Source organism: Clostridium beijerinckii (assembly GCA_003129525.1).
Taxonomy (GTDB): domain Bacteria; phylum Bacillota; class Clostridia; order Clostridiales; family Clostridiaceae; genus Clostridium; species Clostridium beijerinckii_D.
Map to the genome: position 1 here is coordinate 2,573,659 of CP029329.1, position 19,451 is coordinate 2,593,109.

At 28.3% G+C, this 19,451-nt stretch carries 13 protein-coding genes and 2 pseudogenes; 12 read left to right on the forward strand and 3 right to left on the reverse strand.

Annotated elements, in window-relative coordinates:
- Window positions 1-92 precede the first annotated feature (92 nt).
- Entirely contained in the window at window positions 93-2,525 is a 2,433-nt protein-coding gene (locus DIC82_11500) for a hypothetical protein (GenBank protein AWK51611.1), read from the forward strand.
- Between the two features lie 49 nt (window positions 2,526-2,574).
- Complete coding sequence (locus DIC82_11505; GenBank protein AWK51612.1) at window positions 2,575-3,255, forward strand: hypothetical protein; 681 nt, start codon at window positions 2,575-2,577, stop codon at window positions 3,253-3,255.
- 581 nt (window positions 3,256-3,836) lie between these two features.
- Here the strand turns inward: DIC82_11505 and DIC82_11510 are convergent.
- From DIC82_11510 to DIC82_11520, 3 genes are all read right to left on the reverse strand, one after another.
- Window positions 3,837-5,447: an IS66 family transposase gene (locus tag DIC82_11510; protein AWK51613.1), complete on the reverse strand. Its 1,611-nt coding sequence runs from the start codon at window positions 5,445-5,447 to the stop codon at window positions 3,837-3,839.
- Between the two features lie 99 nt (window positions 5,448-5,546).
- Window positions 5,547-5,897 carry an IS66 family insertion sequence hypothetical protein gene (locus DIC82_11515; GenBank protein ID AWK51614.1) on the reverse strand — a complete coding sequence of 117 codons (351 nt, stop codon included), beginning with the start codon at window positions 5,895-5,897 and terminating at the stop codon, window positions 5,547-5,549.
- Window positions 5,890-6,213 carry a hypothetical protein gene (locus DIC82_11520; protein ID AWK51615.1) on the reverse strand — a complete coding sequence of 108 codons (324 nt, stop codon included), beginning with the start codon at window positions 6,211-6,213 and terminating at the stop codon, window positions 5,890-5,892. The genes DIC82_11515 and DIC82_11520 overlap by 8 nt, the downstream gene beginning before the upstream one ends.
- 281 nt (window positions 6,214-6,494) lie before the next feature.
- Here DIC82_11520 and DIC82_11525 point away from each other — a divergent pair, with 281 nt between their 5' ends.
- The 10 genes and pseudogenes from DIC82_11525 (at window position 6,495) to DIC82_11570 (ending at window position 19,148) form a co-directional block, all read left to right on the forward strand.
- Entirely contained in the window at window positions 6,495-6,716 is a 222-nt protein-coding gene (locus DIC82_11525; GenBank protein AWK51616.1) for a transcriptional regulator, read from the forward strand.
- Window positions 6,709-7,554, forward strand: a pseudogene (locus DIC82_11530) (N-6 DNA methylase). The gene DIC82_11525 and the pseudogene DIC82_11530 overlap by 8 nt, the downstream one beginning before the upstream one ends.
- Before the next feature lie 238 nt (window positions 7,555-7,792).
- Window positions 7,793-8,641, forward strand: a pseudogene (locus tag DIC82_11535) (N-6 DNA methylase).
- Window positions 8,634-9,668: a cell filamentation protein Fic gene (locus DIC82_11540; protein ID AWK51617.1), complete on the forward strand. Its 1,035-nt coding sequence runs from the start codon at window positions 8,634-8,636 to the stop codon at window positions 9,666-9,668. Before DIC82_11535 ends, DIC82_11540 begins: the two are co-directional and overlap by 8 nt.
- Window positions 9,661-10,785: a restriction endonuclease subunit S gene (locus tag DIC82_11545; protein AWK51618.1), complete on the forward strand. Its 1,125-nt coding sequence runs from the start codon at window positions 9,661-9,663 to the stop codon at window positions 10,783-10,785. The genes DIC82_11540 and DIC82_11545 overlap by 8 nt, the downstream gene beginning before the upstream one ends.
- A gap of 143 nt (window positions 10,786-10,928) precedes the next feature.
- Window positions 10,929-14,111, forward strand: coding sequence for a deoxyribonuclease (locus DIC82_11550; protein ID AWK51619.1), 3,183 nt, complete (start codon window positions 10,929-10,931; stop codon window positions 14,109-14,111).
- Window positions 14,112-14,196: 85 nt separating this feature from the next.
- A complete protein-coding gene (locus tag DIC82_11555) occupies window positions 14,197-14,418 on the forward strand; it encodes a hypothetical protein (protein ID AWK51620.1) in 222 nt (73 codons plus the stop codon).
- Between the two features lie 67 nt (window positions 14,419-14,485).
- Complete coding sequence (locus DIC82_11560; GenBank protein ID AWK51621.1) at window positions 14,486-15,019, forward strand: hypothetical protein; 534 nt, start codon at window positions 14,486-14,488, stop codon at window positions 15,017-15,019.
- Window positions 15,020-15,533: 514 nt separating this feature from the next.
- On the forward strand, window positions 15,534-16,595 hold the full coding sequence (locus DIC82_11565; GenBank protein AWK51622.1) for a hypothetical protein: 1,062 nt from the start codon (window positions 15,534-15,536) through the stop codon (window positions 16,593-16,595).
- A 111-nt stretch (window positions 16,596-16,706) separates the two neighbouring features.
- Complete coding sequence (locus tag DIC82_11570; GenBank protein AWK51623.1) at window positions 16,707-19,148, forward strand: repressor LexA; 2,442 nt, start codon at window positions 16,707-16,709, stop codon at window positions 19,146-19,148.
- The last annotated feature ends 303 nt before the right edge of the window (window positions 19,149-19,451 follow it).

The following is a 19,451-nucleotide window of genomic DNA, read 5'->3' on the forward strand; positions in this document are numbered from 1 at the left end:
CATATATAACAAGATATTTAACTGCTTACTTATGGAATATCTTACGAAAAAAGTATTGCTTATGAATTAAAATTAAAATTAAAAGTACTAATATGAAATTAAAGGATAGAGAGACACAAATGGAAAATATAAAATTATTTGTTAATAGACTAATAAAAACTATTATATTATCTTCAATAATATTTAATACAGTTAAAATTAATATAGTTCAATATTATTTAGTTATATTATTTATATGGTTTTGGTTGTTTTGGAATTATAACATGAAAAAAAGTAAGGAGATTTTTGATATAGCTATAATAACAACCTTGGGAAATTTTGTATCATACATATATATAAATAAAGTTTTATATAGTGAATTGATTAATGAAAATTTTACATGGATAGGAATAGCAGTAATTTCTGCATTTATATTGATCATATCAAGTTGTAGTTTTTTCTTAAATTCATATAATTATAGTAAATTAAATAATAATAAGTTGATTTTTAAAAGGGAAAAAGATTTAGAAAGACTTTTATATTACTTAGACATGTTCAATATTATAGGAATAAATGCCATATGGGGAGGGGGAAAATCATTTCTAGTTAATGAATTGAAAGAAAAGATTAAGGATGAATATGAAATTATTGAAATAGATATTTTATCGTGTAATCTTGATGAACTTCAAATAATTTTAATAAAAGAAATTGAAAAAATAATGTATAAACATGGGATAATATCAAAGTATTCCAATAATTTAAAAAAATTTTTCATAGATCAAAATAATATTCAACAAGTATGGAATTTAATTTTTGCTGAAAATTACTCTTATTCAGAAACTATTAAAGGGTTTAAAGAGGAATTAAGAAGGATAAATAAAAAAATTGTGATTATATATGAAGATATAGATAGAATATCAGATGAAAAAGTTATTAAAAGAATTTTTGGGTTATCTGAAAAGCTTACTACTAATAATATAAAAATTATTTATCAATATGATGAAGCAAAATTGAAAGAACTTAAATTTGCTAGTGGTTACCTAGAGAAGTACATACCTTATAAAATGAATTTAACAGAAATGAATTTTTTTGAAATAGTTAAATTTGTATTAAAGGAAAATGGTATAGATAAAGATATATTAGAAATGAAAGATTTCGATTTTATGAGAAATCATGCACAAATGTATAGGTACAATATTCTGAAAGATGAATTTGGAATGGACAAAGAATTATACATGAACATTTTAAATTTTAGCGTAAGGAGTGTTGAACATTATATATTTGAACTAAATATTATACTGAAAGATGAAGAGTATAAGAAAGAAAAAGAAACTGTAATCAGCTTCTTTTTCATAAAGCATTTCTTACCAGATATCTATGAAAAATTAAATATAGAGAATGGATTATTAGAGACACTTAAATTTAATTTCGAATCAAATTCATATACAATAACTGAATTAATTTCTATGTATAAGTTAAAAGAATTGAATAATGAAAAAATTAATGAGATATTTAATGATGATCAAAATAAAATAAATTATTGTATTTCAAGGTTATTTAATTATAATAATGATCAAATTATTGAAGAAAGTGATTATAAAAATAAATTAAACTCAAGAATGGAAGAGCCGATTAAGGGTTTGAAAAATAGAATAAATAATGAAAAAAAAGATAGACTCATATGGAATCTGTTGGAGAATGGGAAATCTAAAGATACTAACTATGAGTACGTTGGAAAAAGATTTATCAATGAAGTATTGATAAAACCAAAAGATGAGCAAATTAGCGCATATGGAGAATTTTGGGATAGTATATTTTATTTAGACAGTAAAGAAGTTGATAATGGAACTATATTTCTAATGGGAGTTCCGAGTTTTGTTGAGTTGTTTAAAGCTTTTCGAATATTAGATGCAACTGATGAACAAGAAATAGCATTGATAGATTGTTATTTTCAAATCGAAAATATTACAGATATTAATACGGAATTTATTCAGACAATAAATTATTGTGCATTAAAAACAAATAGGGAATATGTATATATATTAAATAAAATTAACCAATTAAATATTATTGGCAATTTAAATTTTGAAAAGAGTTTTAGTGATTTTATAAAAAAGTACATAGGCGCTTTATCTAAGCATGGTTATATTAATACTAACGAGTATTACTATATTAATGGAAGTAATCATATTAAAGAAGAAAGTAAAGAACATATAATAAAGGAATTACAAAAAATAAGCAATAAAATTAATGATTTGAAAAATACAATATCCAATCACATTCAGATTAATGAATTAGAATGTGATTTAGAAACAATAATAGAGTTTATTAATAAAATAATTGAGATTGTAAGTTGCAATACTCCTTTTGAAAATAAAGAAAAAAATTCAATTAGGTCTAGTTGGTCAAGTAAGTTCCGAAATCAAAATGAGTATGAAAGGCTAAAAGGAATCCTTAGTGAGAATAGTGATTTTAATAACGAAATAAAAGAAAGTTATTTAAGTGGGAAAATAACTGTATATGAAATTGATAAATTATTAGGGTAATATAATATTCTGGGAGAGAAATATTAATAATTATAAAGGAGGTAATTTTGTGCATAAAACAGTAAATTCAAAAGGAAATGCTAAAGCTTATATAAACTATTTGGACAATCTTCTCATCCCTAAAAATACTATAGTCCCCCCTATTGAAATTGTGTCTAAAATTGTTAAAAGTAATCATATATATGATTATGATGGAAAGTATCATGAAGAATTAAGTGGTATAAAACATTTTTACACAGACTTACAATCAATCAATAGTGAAGATGCAATTACTTGGTCCTTATTTGGATATATTTCAAAACTTGATGATAGAATAAGATTAGATTTCTTTAATGAATTTCTATCAAAAATTAGCTTACTACAAAATGATGATTATTGTGAAATTAAACTATGGCAGAGGTTACCTCATCCAGACACTAATGTATCAGGAGGACCTGAAATTGATGTGATTTTAATAGGTAAGAGAAATTTTATTATTATTGAGTGTAAATGGAATTCAAAAATTGCGAAAAAACAAGGTGTATCAAAAAATAAGGACCAAATGCAGATTAGACAAGAATGGATTAATAAAATAGGAAAAGTTATTTATCCTAATCATAACATTGAACTTGTTTATGTGAGCAAGGAAAAGGATGATAAATACAAATCAATTACATGGGACGAATTATCAATGTTTAAAAGCCTGCCACACAAGGATGAATTCATAGAGTATTTAAAGTCAAAAAAGTAGAAGTGTAATAAAATCTATTTTCTACAACATGTTATTTTAATTAAAAATTAACAACAGAGCTTGTCAGCAAGCTTCCAATCTCTGTAAGGGGTCTGACCCCTTATAAAAACTGGAACAGTTTTTTCTGAAGTATTTGAATGAAATAATTTATATGAATTAAATTTAATTAGAGTTGTATATTTAGCAGTAGAGCTTGTTAGTGAGTTTTCAATTTATGTAAGAAAATAGACTAATTATAAAAAATGGAATAGTTTTAGCTGCTAATGTTCATTAATACACCTCACGTTGAGACGGTTGTGAAGCTAGTTAAGAAATAGGCTGATATCAAAGGGTTTCAAGGGTTTTTAGAAAATTTGATAATGTGTTTTATATGTTCCCCAAACTTGTTTTGGGGAATTTTTTGCTTTAGGGGGTCTAACTTTTACGCGGAACTAGGGATATTTGCGTATTTGTTTAGATTTTGGGCAAAAAGTTGTAAGCGTCAATGAATCGACGCGTAGCGGTAGCATAATTTAAGTGATAAAATAAACCCAACAGAAAAACTTATATTCTCTGTTGGGTACAATTTTATATAGAAATAATTATTTGGTAGTCTTAACGCGCAGTTCATCTGGAATGCTTTCAGACCATGGCATACATTTTTCTAGTATGTCCTTTTCCTTAACTTCTGAATTTGCAAACATTTCGAATAAATATACTAAATACTTTTCCACTGCTAAGCCATTGGCTTTAGCCGTTTCGGTAATACTATAAAGTACTGCACTTGATTTTGCGCCTTTTACTGTCTTGGAAAACATCCAGTTTTTTCTGCCAATTACAAATGGTTTTATAGCTCTTTCAGCTGCATTATTATCAATTTCAAGACATCCATTTGTCAAGAAAGTTCTCATATATGGCAACAACTTTTGAGCATATGCAAGAGCTTTACCTAAAGGACTTTTAGGAAGCGCATTAACAATTTCATTATCTACATATTCTTGAAATTTACTAAGAATGGGTGAAGATCTCTTGAGCCTTATTGCATGTCGATCACCATAATAATCATCACTACATATATATTGTTCCCTTAGATCCTTTTCAACTTCATAAAGTTGCTCACAATAATTAAACCCTTCTAATGCGTGAGACTGCTTTAGAGCTTCAGGGTTTAAGGTTGATATTATATCAAAGAATTTTCTTCGAATATGGGCCATACAATATAGTCTTTTTATATTCTTAACTTTATTATAGCCATCATATCCATCTGTTTGAAGATATCCAGAAAAACCTTCAAGAAATTCTTCAGCACAAGAGCCAGATCTTGTTTTCTGATAATCATATAAAATTATGTGGTTCTCTATGCCTCCGGAGCGATATAGCCACATGAACCTTTTTGAGTTGGAGTCTTTTCCGTTTTCTTCAATAACCTTCACATAGGTTTCATCGGCATGGATATAATTTCTTCTTAAGAGTTCCACTTTCATATAATCAAAAACAGGCTGAAGTTCATTTGCACAACTTATTATCCAGTTGGATAATGTCTGTCTTGAAAGATTAACATTCATCATCTTAAAATATGATTCCATTCTATATAATGGCATTGCATATTGATATTTCATGCTAACAACATGAGCTAATAATTCATTTGAAGCCATACTTTTATATAAGAAAGTATTTGGCATTTTTGCAGAAATTATATTGGCTTTATCAGCATCCGCTTCGCAATTTTTGCAAGCATATGTATATGAAACATGTTCTTCTATGTAAAGTTCTGCTGGCTTATATTTTAAAATTTCTTTTGATTTTTTACCTATTATAACTAGAACATTCCCGCATTTATCGCAAAATGTTTCAGAGTCAGTAAGTTTATGCTCAATTGTAATTCTATCTAGGCCGGATAAATTATCTTTCTTTCCTAAATGAGAAGATGATTTTTTTCTTGTATATGTAATTTCTTCAACGGAAGGCTCATCTATTTTAATACCACTGTTTTTTTCAGCATCATTAAAAAGTGAGAGCTGTCTCGAATCAACTTGTTCACTAGATTGTCCAAAAATTTTTCTGTTTTTATTAAGGATCTGTCCTTTAAGAAAAGCCAATTCCTTTTTTAAATCATCAATTTCCTTATCTTTTGATTCAATGTCTTTTTCCATTTTAGAAATCAATAATTTTGTTTTTTCATCAAGTTGATTTTCTAAATCTAAAATATCCATCCCTATACCTCACAACAAATATAGGGATATATTACCACAAAACCCTCAATTCCGAAACTTGTAAAAGTTCAAAATTAAGGGTTTACAGCGATATTTGTTTTAAAAGCTATTTCTTACTTCAATTGGCTTAAATTTAGACTTAGTTCTAACTTCATATCCCATAAGCAGCCATTTCAATTCTTCTTTGTTAATTTTAAGAGCTTCGTCTGGAGTCATCGGCCATTTCAATTTATTATTTTCAAGTCGAAAATAGTACAGCCAGAATCCTTCATCAAAGTGAAGTATCTTAATTCTATTCATTTGCCTATTGCAAAAAACAAACAAGGATTTTTCAAACGGATCCAGTTTTAGCTGCGTTTGCACAATCACGATTAGTCCATCAATACTTTTTCTCAAATCAGTTATTCCACACGCAAGATAAACTGTATTAACTTTATTAAGATTAAACATTTGTAATCAAATCCTTAAGTAAAGTGCTCAAAACAGCTATTTCATTAGCCGGTACGTATATTTTAGTGGCTCCTATTTCTATTATTATATTAGGTCTATCAGCTGGAACTACGGTGATTTCAGTTGTTACTTTTTCTTCTCTCATTGAAATTGCATGAAACTGTAAATTATTATCTTCATTCTTGAATTTCTTTTTATAGTAATGAAATTGACTTTTAGTAATGTGATTTGCATTGCAGAAAGTTCCTAACGTTCCTTCGTAAGAAGAAAAGGTAGCAACAATTTCTCTCCAATTTATCTTTTCATTATTATTCATGTAAATAAACCTCCATTGTTAAAATCTATGTTAATTTTAACAATGAAGGTTTATATTTATCTATCCGTTAATTTTTTTACGCTTACAAAAAGTTAATTTGTTAATTTGTTAATTTGTCCTAAAATTTAATTTTTAAATATAAATCTATCAAAAGTATACGAATATATACTAAAGATATTGTAACGTGTAAGTTAGGATAGTATAATTAGTTAAAATAAACATTAAGGTACATAAGAATTAATAAATTCTATGCATTTTAGAGGAATACAGGAGAAGTTAATATGGCATATAGTTATAAAAAGCTTTGGAAATTACTAATTGATAAGAATATGAACAAGGTAGCACTTAGAGATTCAATTGATATTACCCCAGCTACACTTGCAAAACTTAGCAAAAATCAACCTGTAAATATGGATATTCTTGCAAGAATTTGCAAAGAGTTAAAATGCAATATTGGAGATATCGTTGATTATTTGCCAGAGGTGGAGGAAAAGAATGACTAATGAACAATTAAAAGATTTAAAAGATAAATTATGGGCATCAGCAGATCAGCTTCGTGCCAATTCAGGATTAAAATCCACAGAATATGCTACGCCTATTTTGGGACTTATTTTTCTTAGATTTGCAGAGAGTAAATACAAACAATATGAAACTGAAATAAATGCAGAATACGAAAAATCTAAAGGAACTAGAATTGAAAGAGATATTCATGAAATTGCCATTGAAAAATGTGGATTTTATCTCCCTGATGAGGCAAAGTATGATTATCTTTTAAAGTTACCAGAAGATGAAAACTTAGCACAAAAGGTGAAAGAAGCAATGAGTGCTGTTGAAAAATATACAACAGAACTTGCTGATACTTTGCCAAAAGATGAATATTACAGTATTAATAGCAGTGATGATAAAACTGTTCTAAAAAAATTGCTTAAAACATTTAAGGATATTCCAGATGACATAAGTATAGATGTATTTGGTGAGATATATGAATACTTCCTTGGAAACTTTGCATTAGCAGAAGGGCAAGGAGGTGGAGAGTTCTTTACCCCATCAACTGTTGTTCGTTATATGGTTGAAGTCCTTGCACCAACAGAAGGAAAAATATTAGATCCTGCTTGTGGTAGTGGTGGTATGTTTGTTCAAACTGCTCATTATATAGATAAGCACAAGAAAAATGGAAATACTATAAACCTTCGTTCTTATGGTGTAGAAAAAACAGGAGCAACAGTAAAGCTTGCAAAAATGAATTTAGCACTAAACAATATACGTGGAACAATTACAGAGGCGAACTCATATTATAATGATCCGTATGAATGCTTTGGGAATTTTGACTATGTTATGGCAATTATATTTAGTTTATTGGAATACTGTATTCATAGTATTAGATATAGAAGCCTAGTGGCTATTCAATGTATGTTAAAGTAATAGTCAAGGTCTTAGTTTAAACCCCTTGAGTATTACTTTAACATATATTATCTTATTATAAGCTTCTGGAAAGACTCAAAGATAATGTAGTTACCGTTTAAACTGTAATATAGGAGCTGTTTGTATGGAAATTATAAGTGAACTAAATATAACAACTAATCCTCCCTTTAACGTAGATGGTATTGAACTTGATAGTGTTAAAAATCAGCCACGTTTTAATACATATGGTGTACCACAAAACAAAACAAAAAAAGCCAAGGGAGATGCTTCTGAAATAGTACCAAATGGGAACTATTTATGGATTAACATGTTTGCTACATCTTTAAAGGAAGAAGGAAGAGCTGCTCTTGTTATGGCAAATTCTGCATCAGATGCAGGGAACAGCGAAAAGGATATTCGTATAAAGCTTATAGAGAGTGGTATTATAAGTCAAATGGTAACACTGCCATCAAATATGTTTAGTACAGTAACACTTCCGGCTACTCTATGGTTTTTTAACAACGCTAAGTCAAAAAAGGATGAAATTTTATTTATTGATGCAAGAAATATATTTACACAAATTGATAGAGCACATCGTAAATTTTCTGATGAGCAAATTAAAAATCTTTCTATAATATCAAGACTTTATGAAGATAGATCAGATGAGTTTTGGACATTAATTGAAGAATATAAATTAGCAATGGAAGAGGCAGAGGATAAATCATATTGGCAAGAAAATATTGATTGGCTGCTTGAAAGATTTCCAGAGGGCAAATATCAAGATATAACAGGTCTTTGCAAAGCTGCAACTATTGAAGGTGAGGATGGAATAAAAGAACAAGATTATTCTTTAAATCCTGGGAGATATGTTGGAGTAGTTATTGAAGAAGATGGACTGACAGAAGAAGAATTTAAAGCAGAAATGCTATCACTTAATAAAGAGCTAACACAGCTTAATATTGATGCAAAAGAACTTGAAGGAAAGATTGCAGAGAATCTGCAGCTTTTGGTGAATGGATATGAATAAAGAAAATAATAAACTTCAAATTCGCAATAGTACAGCAGAATTTTTGATTTTTACCGCGCAGAGTGGAGAGAATTCCATTGATGTTATGGTCGTGGATGAAAATGTGTGGTTAACTCAGGAGATGATTTCAACTCTTTATGAAAAAGGTAGATCTACTATTACAGAACATTTAAAAAATATTTTTTCTGATGGTGAATTAGATGAAAATTCAGTATGTCGGAAATTCCGACGAACTGGAGCTGATGGGAAGGAATATAATATAAAATTTTATAATTTAGAAGCAGTTATTGCAGTTGGCTTCAGAACCAATTCAGAAAGAGCAATTGTATTTCGTCAGTGGGCAGCGTCTGTATTAAAGGATTTTTCAATTCGTGGCTATGTAATTGATAAAGAAAGACTTGAAAATGGAACGTTTTTAAATGAAGAATATTTTGATCATTTGGTTGAAGAAATTAGAGAGATTAGAGCTAGTGAAAGAAGATTTTATCAGAAGATAACAGATATTTATGCAACAGCAATGGATTATTCTGTTGATGCTCTTACTACTAAATCATTTTTTAAAACTGTACAAAATAAATTGCATTTTGCCATTCATGGTAAGACAGCAGCAGAATTAATAATAGATAGAGCTAATTCAGAAAAAGAAAATATGGGATTAACTGCTTGGAAAAACTCACCTAAGGGTAAAATATTAAAAAGTGATGTTTCAGTTGCAAAAAACTATTTAAGTTTAGAAGAAATGGATTCATTAAATAGAATAGTTATTATGTATCTAGATTATGCAGAAAATCAAGCTAAAAGAAAAATTCCAATGACCATGGAAGATTGGGCAAATAAACTCAATGCTTTTTTACAATTCAATGAATATGAGATTTTAAACAATTCAGGAAAGGTTACAGCAGAAATTGCAAAAGCCTTTGCAGAAAGTGAATATGAAAAATATAGAATAGTGCAAGATAGAGTGTTTGAAAATGACTTTGATAGGCTTTTAAGGGAAAGTGGAAAAGGTGGTGAAGGGCATGAATGAAGTAAAGTTCAAGGAATTCATTAAATTAAATAGAGGGTTTGATTTACCCAATGATAAGATGGTATTTGGAGAGTATCCTGTCGTTGCATCAACTAATATAAAAGGATTCCACAACAACTTTAAGGTTAAAGGCCCTTGTGTTGTTACTGGACGTTCTGGAAGTTTAGGTGCAGTACAATATATTATAAGCGATTGTATTCCATTAAATACGACTTTATATGTAAAAGATTTTAAAGATAATTATCCTAAATATGTTTACTATTATTTAAAAACAATGCATTTAGAAGCATATAATTCAGGTGCAGGAGTTCCGACATTAAACCAAAATCATTTGCACAATATAAAACTTAAAATACACGATTATAACACCCAACAAAAAATAGCCGATACTTTATCAGCTTACGATGAACTTATAGAAAATAATAATCGTAGAATTGAACTTTTAGAAAAAACAGCAGAAAACTTATATAAAGAGTGGTTTGTGCGATTTCGTTTTCCTAATTATAAGGAAACAAAGTTTGAAAAGGGTCTGCCACAGAAGTGGGAAGTTAGAAGATTAAGTGAATTTATTTATGTAACTGATGGTACACATGACACCCCGAAACAAACAGAAAGCGGGAATTATCTTATTACAGGAAAATGTATAACAAATGATTTTATAGATTTTAGTAAAGCTTATTTTATAAGTGAATATGATCATGAGAAAATAAAGAAACGTAGTGGTTTAGATAAGGGAGATATCTTATTTAGCAATATTGGAACTGTTGGTAGTGTTAGTATTATAGATTATGGAATAGACTTTAGTGTAAAAAATGTTATTATTTTAAAACCACAAAGTGATATTGAAAAGTGTTACTTGTATTGTTTATTAAAGAACTCCACTATTCAAGAGTTATTTAAACAGCAGACAAACGGCTCATCGCAGCAGTTTATATCACTTGGGTTTATGAGAGGGTTTAAAGTATTGATACCTAGTATGGTAATTTTAGAAAGGTTTAAAGGGATTGTAGAGCCAATTATAGCAGAGAAATATAACCTTTATAAGAAAAACCAAAACCTAATTAAACAACGTGATTTATTATTACCTCGTCTTATGAGTGGAAAATTAGAAGTATAAAAAAATGAAGTAATCTTAAATGCAGTAGTAGGCGATTGAACTACTACTGCATATTTTATACATTAAATGAAATAATATGGACAATAGATTAAAAGATTACTATAATTAGCATAAAGTAACGTATAAAATAAGGGGGTTAAATTATGGCACAAATTATTACTGAAGATATGATAGAACAATCAGCTATTAAGATGTTAGTTGATGTAAATAAGTACGAAAGTATAAATTGCTATACAATAGATAAAGAAACTCTGCCAGATAATACTGATAGAGAAGATAAAAAGCAGGTTGTGCTGCCTAATATTCTGTTTATTAAGTTGTGTGAGATTAACCCTAAAATCCCTGTAGATGCAATAAAAAAAGAGGTGGAAAAGCTTTCACGTACCTCTAAAACTGGGGATTTAATGCTTACGAATTATTCTAACTATCAAATGCTTAGAAATGGTATTAATGTAGAGTATGAAATAGATGGCAAGAAAACAAAAGATAGACTAAATATCATTAATTATAATGAACCATTAAAAAATAGTTTTATTGTAGCCTCTCAAATGTGGATAAAGGGAGAGGTTCATTGGCGTAGACCTGATCTTATTATATTTATTAATGGATTACCTCTTGTATTTATTGAACTTAAAAATTCAAATATATTAGTAAAGAATGCTTATGATAAGAATCTTACAGATTATTTAAAGGATATACCTTATTTGTTCAATTTTAATCAAATCTGTGTATTGTCAAATGGAATGGAAACAAAATTGGGTAGTTTTAAGGCAGGGTATGAGCATTTTTTTGAATGGCTTAAAGTTGAGGATGAAAAAGAGACTCCAGATAGAGCGGAAATCAAAGAAAATTGCATTAGTTTAGAATATCTAATTAGAGGATTACTTAAAAAGGACACCTTAATTGATTATATAGAAAACTTTATTTTATATGATAGAAAAAAAGTAAAGCTTATAGCTAAAAATCATCAGTTCTTGGGCGTAAATAGAGCATTTAATGCTTTTCTTAATAGGGAGAATTTAAAAGGGAAACTAGGTGTTTTTTGGCATACTCAAGGTAGTGGGAAAAGCTACTCTATGGTTATGCTTTCAAGAAAGATAAAGCATAAATGTAGTGGTAATTTTACATTCTTAGTAATAACTGATAGAAAAGATTTAGATGATCAAACATATAAAAATTTCTTGAGAACAGAATTCATAAAAAAGGAAGAAGAGGTTCGACCATCGAATAGTTCAAAACTTCGTGAGGAACTGGTAACTAATAAGACAATTCTTTTTAGCCTTATACATAAATTTAGATATGATAAAGGTAAGAAATATCCTATTTTATCAGAACGTGATGATATTATTGTAATGGTAGATGAAGCACACAGAACTCAATATAAAGATTTAGCAGAAAATTTGAGGATAGGCCTACCTAATGCACAGTTTATTGCTTTTACAGGTACACCACTTCTTGGTAGTAAGAAATTAACTAATTCTTGGTTTGGTGATTATGTTAGTGAATATAACTTTGCTCAGTCTATAGAGGATAATGCAACGGTACCTCTATATTATACAAAAAGAGTACCAGAAGTGGAGCTGAAGAATGACTTTTTAAATTCTGACTTTGCTGAAGTTTTAGAAGAAGAAAATTTAACAGAAACAGAGCAAAAGCGTTTGGAAAATCATTATGCAAAAGAGTTAGAAGTTTTAAAAAGGGACGATAGATTAGATACTATTGCAAATGATATAGTTTATCATTTTCCACGTAGAGGATTTCTTGGAAAGGGTATGGTTATTTCAGTCGACAAATTTACTACGGTTAAGATGTATGATAAGGTAAATTACTATTGGAAAGAAGAAATAAAAAAACTTAATTCACAGATTTCTAAAGAAAATGATGAGATAGAGAAGTTAAAGTTAAAACGCATAGTAAATTACATGCGTAGTGTGCAAATGGCAGTAGTTATCAGTTGTGAAGATGGAGAGGAAGAAAAGTTTAAGAAGCAAGGATTATCTATAAACATACATAGAGAACGTATGAATGAAGTTGATGAAAATGGCTTTGATATAGAGGATAATTTTAAAGATGATAAACACCCTCTACAACTTGTTTTTGTTTGTTCTATGTGGCTAACAGGTTTTGATGCGCCATCTGTATCAACTCTTTATCTTGATAAACCAATGAAAGGGCATACATTGATGCAGACAATAGCAAGAGCTAATAGAGTATATGTAGGGAAAGAGAATGGAATTATTGTAGATTATCTCGATATATTTAAATATTTAAAAAGAGCATTAGCCGATTATGGTACTGATGAAGAAGGTGTTATGCCTGTTAAGGATATTCATAAGTTATTAGATCAGCTTAACCAGACTATAGAAATAACCGTTCAATATTGTTTTGAGCTTGGAGTTGATTTTAAGTTGGTTATAGGACAAGCTGATACATTTAAAAAACTTGATAACTTTGAAAGTTTTGCTAATATCATTTTAGGAAATGATGAATGGAAAAATGAATTTAAGGTATATTCTAATACTGTAGAACTTTTATATGAATCATTAAGACCTGATATATTTAAAATGGATTTTGATAATTCTTTAAAAGAGGCTATTTTATATCTACGAGGTATTATTGATGGAAAAATACGTCCAGAAAAATTAGAAGCTGCTAGAATAAAAATTGATCAGCTTTTAGATCAAAGTATACTAGTTGCTGAAGAGAAAGCTACTTATAGCATTGTTACCACTGGAAAAGAGATTGATTTGTCAAAGTTAAATATTGATGAATTAAGAGCACAGTTTAAAATGACTAAATATAAAAATATTGAAATATCAAATCTTAGGAAATTTATTGAAGAAAAGCTTGCAAGAATGATACAAAAAAATGTAACGCGCGGGAACTTTGCGGAATTGTTTCAAAATATTATAGATAACTATAATGCAGGCGGTTCTCAAAATGATGATTTCTTTGAAAAATTGTTGAAATTGATGGAAGAATTAAAACAAGAAGAAGAACGTCATATTAAAGAAGAATTAAGTGAAGAAGAACTTGAAATTTTCGATTTGCTTAGAAAAGAGAAATTACTTAAGGATGAAGAAAAAAAGGTGAAGCTTGCCGCAAAAATGCTTTATGAAACCTTGATTCAGAAAAAATCTGAGCTATTCATTGTAGGTTGGCAAAATGATCCACAACCAAAAGAAAGAGTAAAACATGAAATCATAAATGTTCTAAATACCTTTTTACCAGAAACCTATGGAAGAGATATTTTCACACAAAAAAGTAATATAGTTTATGAACATATTATAGATCAAGCAATTATGGGATTTAGCTGGGGGGCTTAATTGTAAATTCTATTGAGACTTTAAAACTTTTATAATTCAAATTGGAATTAATATTCAGATAAATAGGAATAGGAGGTTGAACTTTATGGCAGAAATTAAATTTGAAATAGAAAAAGAACTAGGTTCTATATCAGAATCACCAAAAGGCTGGACTAAAGAATTAAATCTAATAAGTTGGAACGGAAAAGACGCTAAATATGATTTGAGAGATTGGGCACCTGAACATGAGAAGATGGGGAAGGGTGTTACTTTATCTTTGGAGGAATTAAAAAAACTTAGAGATGTTTTAAATAATATAGAATTATAATTATACACTTAGAAATGACACTTATGAATTGAGTGTCATTTCTATTATAAAATAAGGGGATAATAAGATGAGCAATAAGAAAAATAACTTGTTTATAGCAGTTCTAATAACAATTATTTTAATTGCTATTCCAATATTATTAGATAAATTCATAATAGGAAACAATTGGCCTTCAAATATATCAAATTCTGAGTGGGTCTCTTTCTTAGGGAGCTATCTTGGTGGGTTATTTGGAGGAGTTCTAAGTATTGCAGGTGTTTTTATTACTATTAGATATTATAAACAACAAGAAATAAAGGAGAAAGAAGAAAGACAAAAATTTATACTAGAGGAAATAAAAAAACAACATGAAATAAAATATAAATTTGAATGCTTAGAAGAATTAGAAGCGTTTAATCGAAAAATTGGTGAATTATATAATCACATAGAAGTTATTGATATGCTAATAGAAGAGATACCCAAAGATGAAAAACCATTAAATAAAATAGATCATAAGATATGGGAGAATTTTAGTGAAATATCAAAGGATATAAATAAAAGCTATAATAATTTGAAATCTATATATGAATGTAAGTTAAGTGTATTTTATAAGCATAAGTGAATCACTTCGTTCTCCACTAAGGGCACAGACCCTTGTGTGAATTTACCAGGTACAAGCTACTTAGTTCATTGTATTGTAATGATTAAAAAAATTGGCCTAAAGTAAAAATTAAATTTAAAGATAAGGTAAAGGATGTTTATTAATCAAGAGAAGCATAATTTATTATCAAATTACAAAGTTAAAGAGTATTGAAAAAGAGGGCATTCAAAGAAGACAATATATGATATAGGAACAGATATATTTTTAACTAACATTCTGATTTAAAGCAGTAACCTTATAAAAAATAAGTTTACTGCTTTAACATTTATTGGAGAAATTAACCATAATATGTTATAATTTAGTCATCAAGTGAAACTTGATTCAAGGTGGGGTTTGATCCCCATCTGAATTTTAGTTGAACTTATACCCTCAAGGGGTACCACGTCTAGGGTAGTGTCACTGTTATCTTCCACCTTGAAGAGGATGGAAGTGTTACAGTGGCTAGATATCAGATAAATGAAAATTGGAGGAAATTATGGGGATTTTTGATGTTGTTAGGAAAAATATATTTGGTGTTAGCTTTGAAAATAAAATTATGAAAACTATAAGTACACCAACTTTTATAAAGGATTTTAAGGCGGACAATGAAAATGTAATTGAACTTAATAAGCTTTTAAGTAAAGCTACTGATAGTGAAATGAAAAAGAAAATTGATAATGAGATTAAGCTTCAGAATTATGTTCATGATAGTTTAGGCAAAGTATATTTTGAGCTTAACAATTCACCTGTACCTTTTTATGGATTACATAATATAAGATTAGAATCTGGAGAGAATAAGTCAAACATAGATTTTCTAATGGTTACTAATCAATTTTGCTGCATAATAAATTGTAAGAGTCATCAAGGAAATATTGAAATAGATAGTCAGGGCAGCTTTTCTAGATGGATTAAGAAAGGTGGAAAGAGTTTTAAAGAGGGGATATATAGCCCCGTGGAAGAGAATATAAGGGTAGAGCTTATTTTAAAAGGTATTTTAAATAATCAAGGATTAGAAAAATTACCAATTATGTCTTTAGTTGTATTCACAAATCCAAAGGCTACTTTAAACTTTAAGAATTGTTCTGAGGATTTTATGAATAAGGTGATTAAAGTTGATTTAATAAATACAAAACTAAGTGAAATAGTTAAAAATATAGCACCACCAGTTTATGAAGAAAAAAATGCGATGGAATTTGCTGTTCTATTAAAAGGTTTAGATACAAGTGTTAAGATCGATTACAGTAGTAAATTTGAAATTAAAGATAATAGTGAAGATATTTTAAAGGTAAAGCCAAAATCAACGGATACTCTAGTAGAAAAAAATAATAAAGGAAATGAGGAAACTCTTATAAAAGCTTTAAAAACTTATAGATCAGCTAAAGCTTCTTCAAATGGCGTTCCTTCTTATTTTATTTTTAATAATGACGAAATGAAGAGAATAGTTGAAGCTATGCCTATAAATAAACAAGAATTAATTTCAATAAAAGGTTTTGGAGAAGTGAAATTTGAGAAGTATGGCCAAGATATTATAGACATAATTAAAAGTGTTATAGAATAGATGTATTAAGAATCACTTATGAATTGGAGCAAGGACAGATTATATAACTAGAATATGATTATCTACAATTACAATAATAAAAATAAAATTAATGGTAAAGAAGGGGTAAGAATGCAATTAAATTTAGAACAAAAGAGAATTATTGAGAGCAAACCAAATGGTCATATATTAATTAAAGGTGTAGCAGGTTCTGGTAAAACAACTGTAGCTGTAAATAAAATTCCAATACTGCTTAGACATTATTGTGCAGCAAAAGATGACATGATTCTTATGGCAACTTATAATAAATCCCTTTCTAAGTATGTATCATTTATATATGAAAATGTTAAAGAGGAAATTAATAGCCAAGGAAGTTTATTTGATGAAGATAATAATGATAAATTACAAATAAAAACAATTGATTCATTAATGTATAGCTATTTTATGAAATACAAAAATCAATATAAGTTAAAAATAGAAATTGCAACACATAAGGAATGTCAAAATGAATTAATTGATGCCATAAATTTTGTAGCTAGCAGATATGAGAATGTTAAAATAATTAATCAAAGATTTCTTTCTTTTATAAAAGAAGAGATTACCTGGATTAAGGCTTGCAATTATATGGAGCTTCAAGAATATCAATCAGTTGATAGAGTTGGCAGGGTAAGTAAGGTTAATAATGATGGGCCTCAAAAGATTAGAAAGAATTCTGATGTGCGAAATGCAATTTATGAGGTTATGATAAAGTATCATGATAATTTAAAGAAGATAAATAAAATAGACTTTCAGGATATGGCATTACTTGCTTTAGAGCAAGCTAAAAAATATCCAAAAGCAAAGTATACTCATATTTTAATAGATGAAAGTCAGGATTTATCAAGAGTTCAATTGGAGTTTTTAAAGGCTTTATATAATGAAAAATCATATTCAAGCATAACTTTTATTTCTGATGTTGCCCAAAGTATATATTCTCAAGCTTGGCTTATTAAAAATCGTTCTTTTACTACTTTAGGTTTTGATATGACTGGTAAATCTAATTCTTTAAGCAAAAATTATAGAACAACAACTCAAATAGCTCAAGCTGCTTTTAGTTTGATTAATAGTGATGAAGATTTACTTGAAGATGCAAATTTTGTTAAGCCTAATTTAATAGATAAGCAAGGTGAATATCCTATATACAGGAACTTTAAAACTAAAAATGAAGAAGGTTCGTACATAGGAGACTTAATAACTAAAAATCTTATAAAAGATTATAATCTTAAAGATATAGTTATAATTGCAAGATTAAAAGGTCAGTTAAAAGAATTGCAAGAATATCTACAAAAACATAATATACCATCATCAGTATTTGATAATAAAGATGAATTTAATTTTGCAGAGGAATCTGTAAAGCTTGTAACTATGCATTCTATAAAAGGCCTTGAATTTAAGGTTGTTATAATTGCAGGATTAAATTCTAAGGTAATGCCTTATTATTCTGATAAAAATGAATTTGATGATATGGAAATGTTAGAATCTAGAGAGAAAAAACTTCTTTATGTTGGAATGACAAGATCAACTGAAAAATTATTTATAGCATCTGATGGAACACCATCTAAATTTATTAAAGATATAGACTTTAAATATTTAAGGATAAAAGTAAATTGTGCTATGAGAAGAATTTCGTCTATCAGCATAGATGATTACTTGCTTAAAGAAAATATTCCAGATGTGTATTCAGCAGAAGAAAAGATAAGGCAGTGGATTCTTAGAGAAATAAAAGATGTTTATAAATATCCATTGAATTTAGTTACTATAGAACAAAAAGTAAATATAGGTTCTTCAGTAAAATTTGCTGATATTGCAATTGATATTTATAGAAATAAGGTTAAAGGACCCTATATATTAATAGAAACCAAAGCTTGGGGAAATGGAGTTGAGTCTGCATTATCTCAATTGAAAAGTTATATGGCAAATACTCCAAGTGTTCAATATGGTATAGCTACAGATGGAAATGATCTTGTTATTATCAATAAAGATTTAGAAGAAATTGATGATATACCTAAATTTGATTCTTCAATGATTCCATTAACCTTAGAAACCATTGAATATGTAGATTTAAAAAGAAGTACAAGCCATAAATTTATTAAGGATTCATCTTCAATTGGGGAAATTTACATCGAGGATAATGGAGAAGAAATAAAAGTACAAAATGTACGAGCTGTTCCAATATTTAATGAGATTGCAGCAGGAACTCCTATTTTAATAAATGATTCACTGCAAGGAAAGTACTACTTACCATTAGAATGGGTTGGAAATTCTAATGATGTATTCATACTTAAAATAAAAGGTGACTCTATGATAAAGAAAGATATTAATGATGGCGATTATGTAGTATTAAATAAGCAAAATTCTGCAAATATTGGAGATATAGTAGCAGTTGATATTGAAGGCAATTCTACTTTAAAAACCTATAAGACAATAGGTGGAAAAATTCTGCTTATGCCAGAAAATGATGCTTATGAACCATTTATGCTGGAGGAAGATCAGTTTAGTATACTTGGGGTAGCTATTGGGATTATTAAAAATTGATGAAACTAAAGTTTATTTAGTTAGTACCGGTACACATGTAGCAGATGACAACTTTAAAGCACGTTTTAAAAATCATTGAAAAGTATAAAAAGCTATCCATAAAAGGATGGCTTTTTATGTGTGAAAAAATAAATTTACTATTCAATTTATTAGATAAATGAAAACTTGAATAATTCCACTTATCAACATTTATTGGAGAAATTACCCGTAATATGTTATAATTCAAACATAAATAAAATAAATAAATTTATGGCAATTTTGATATTATAAAGAAAAAATATTAGTATATATTAAATAATAAAT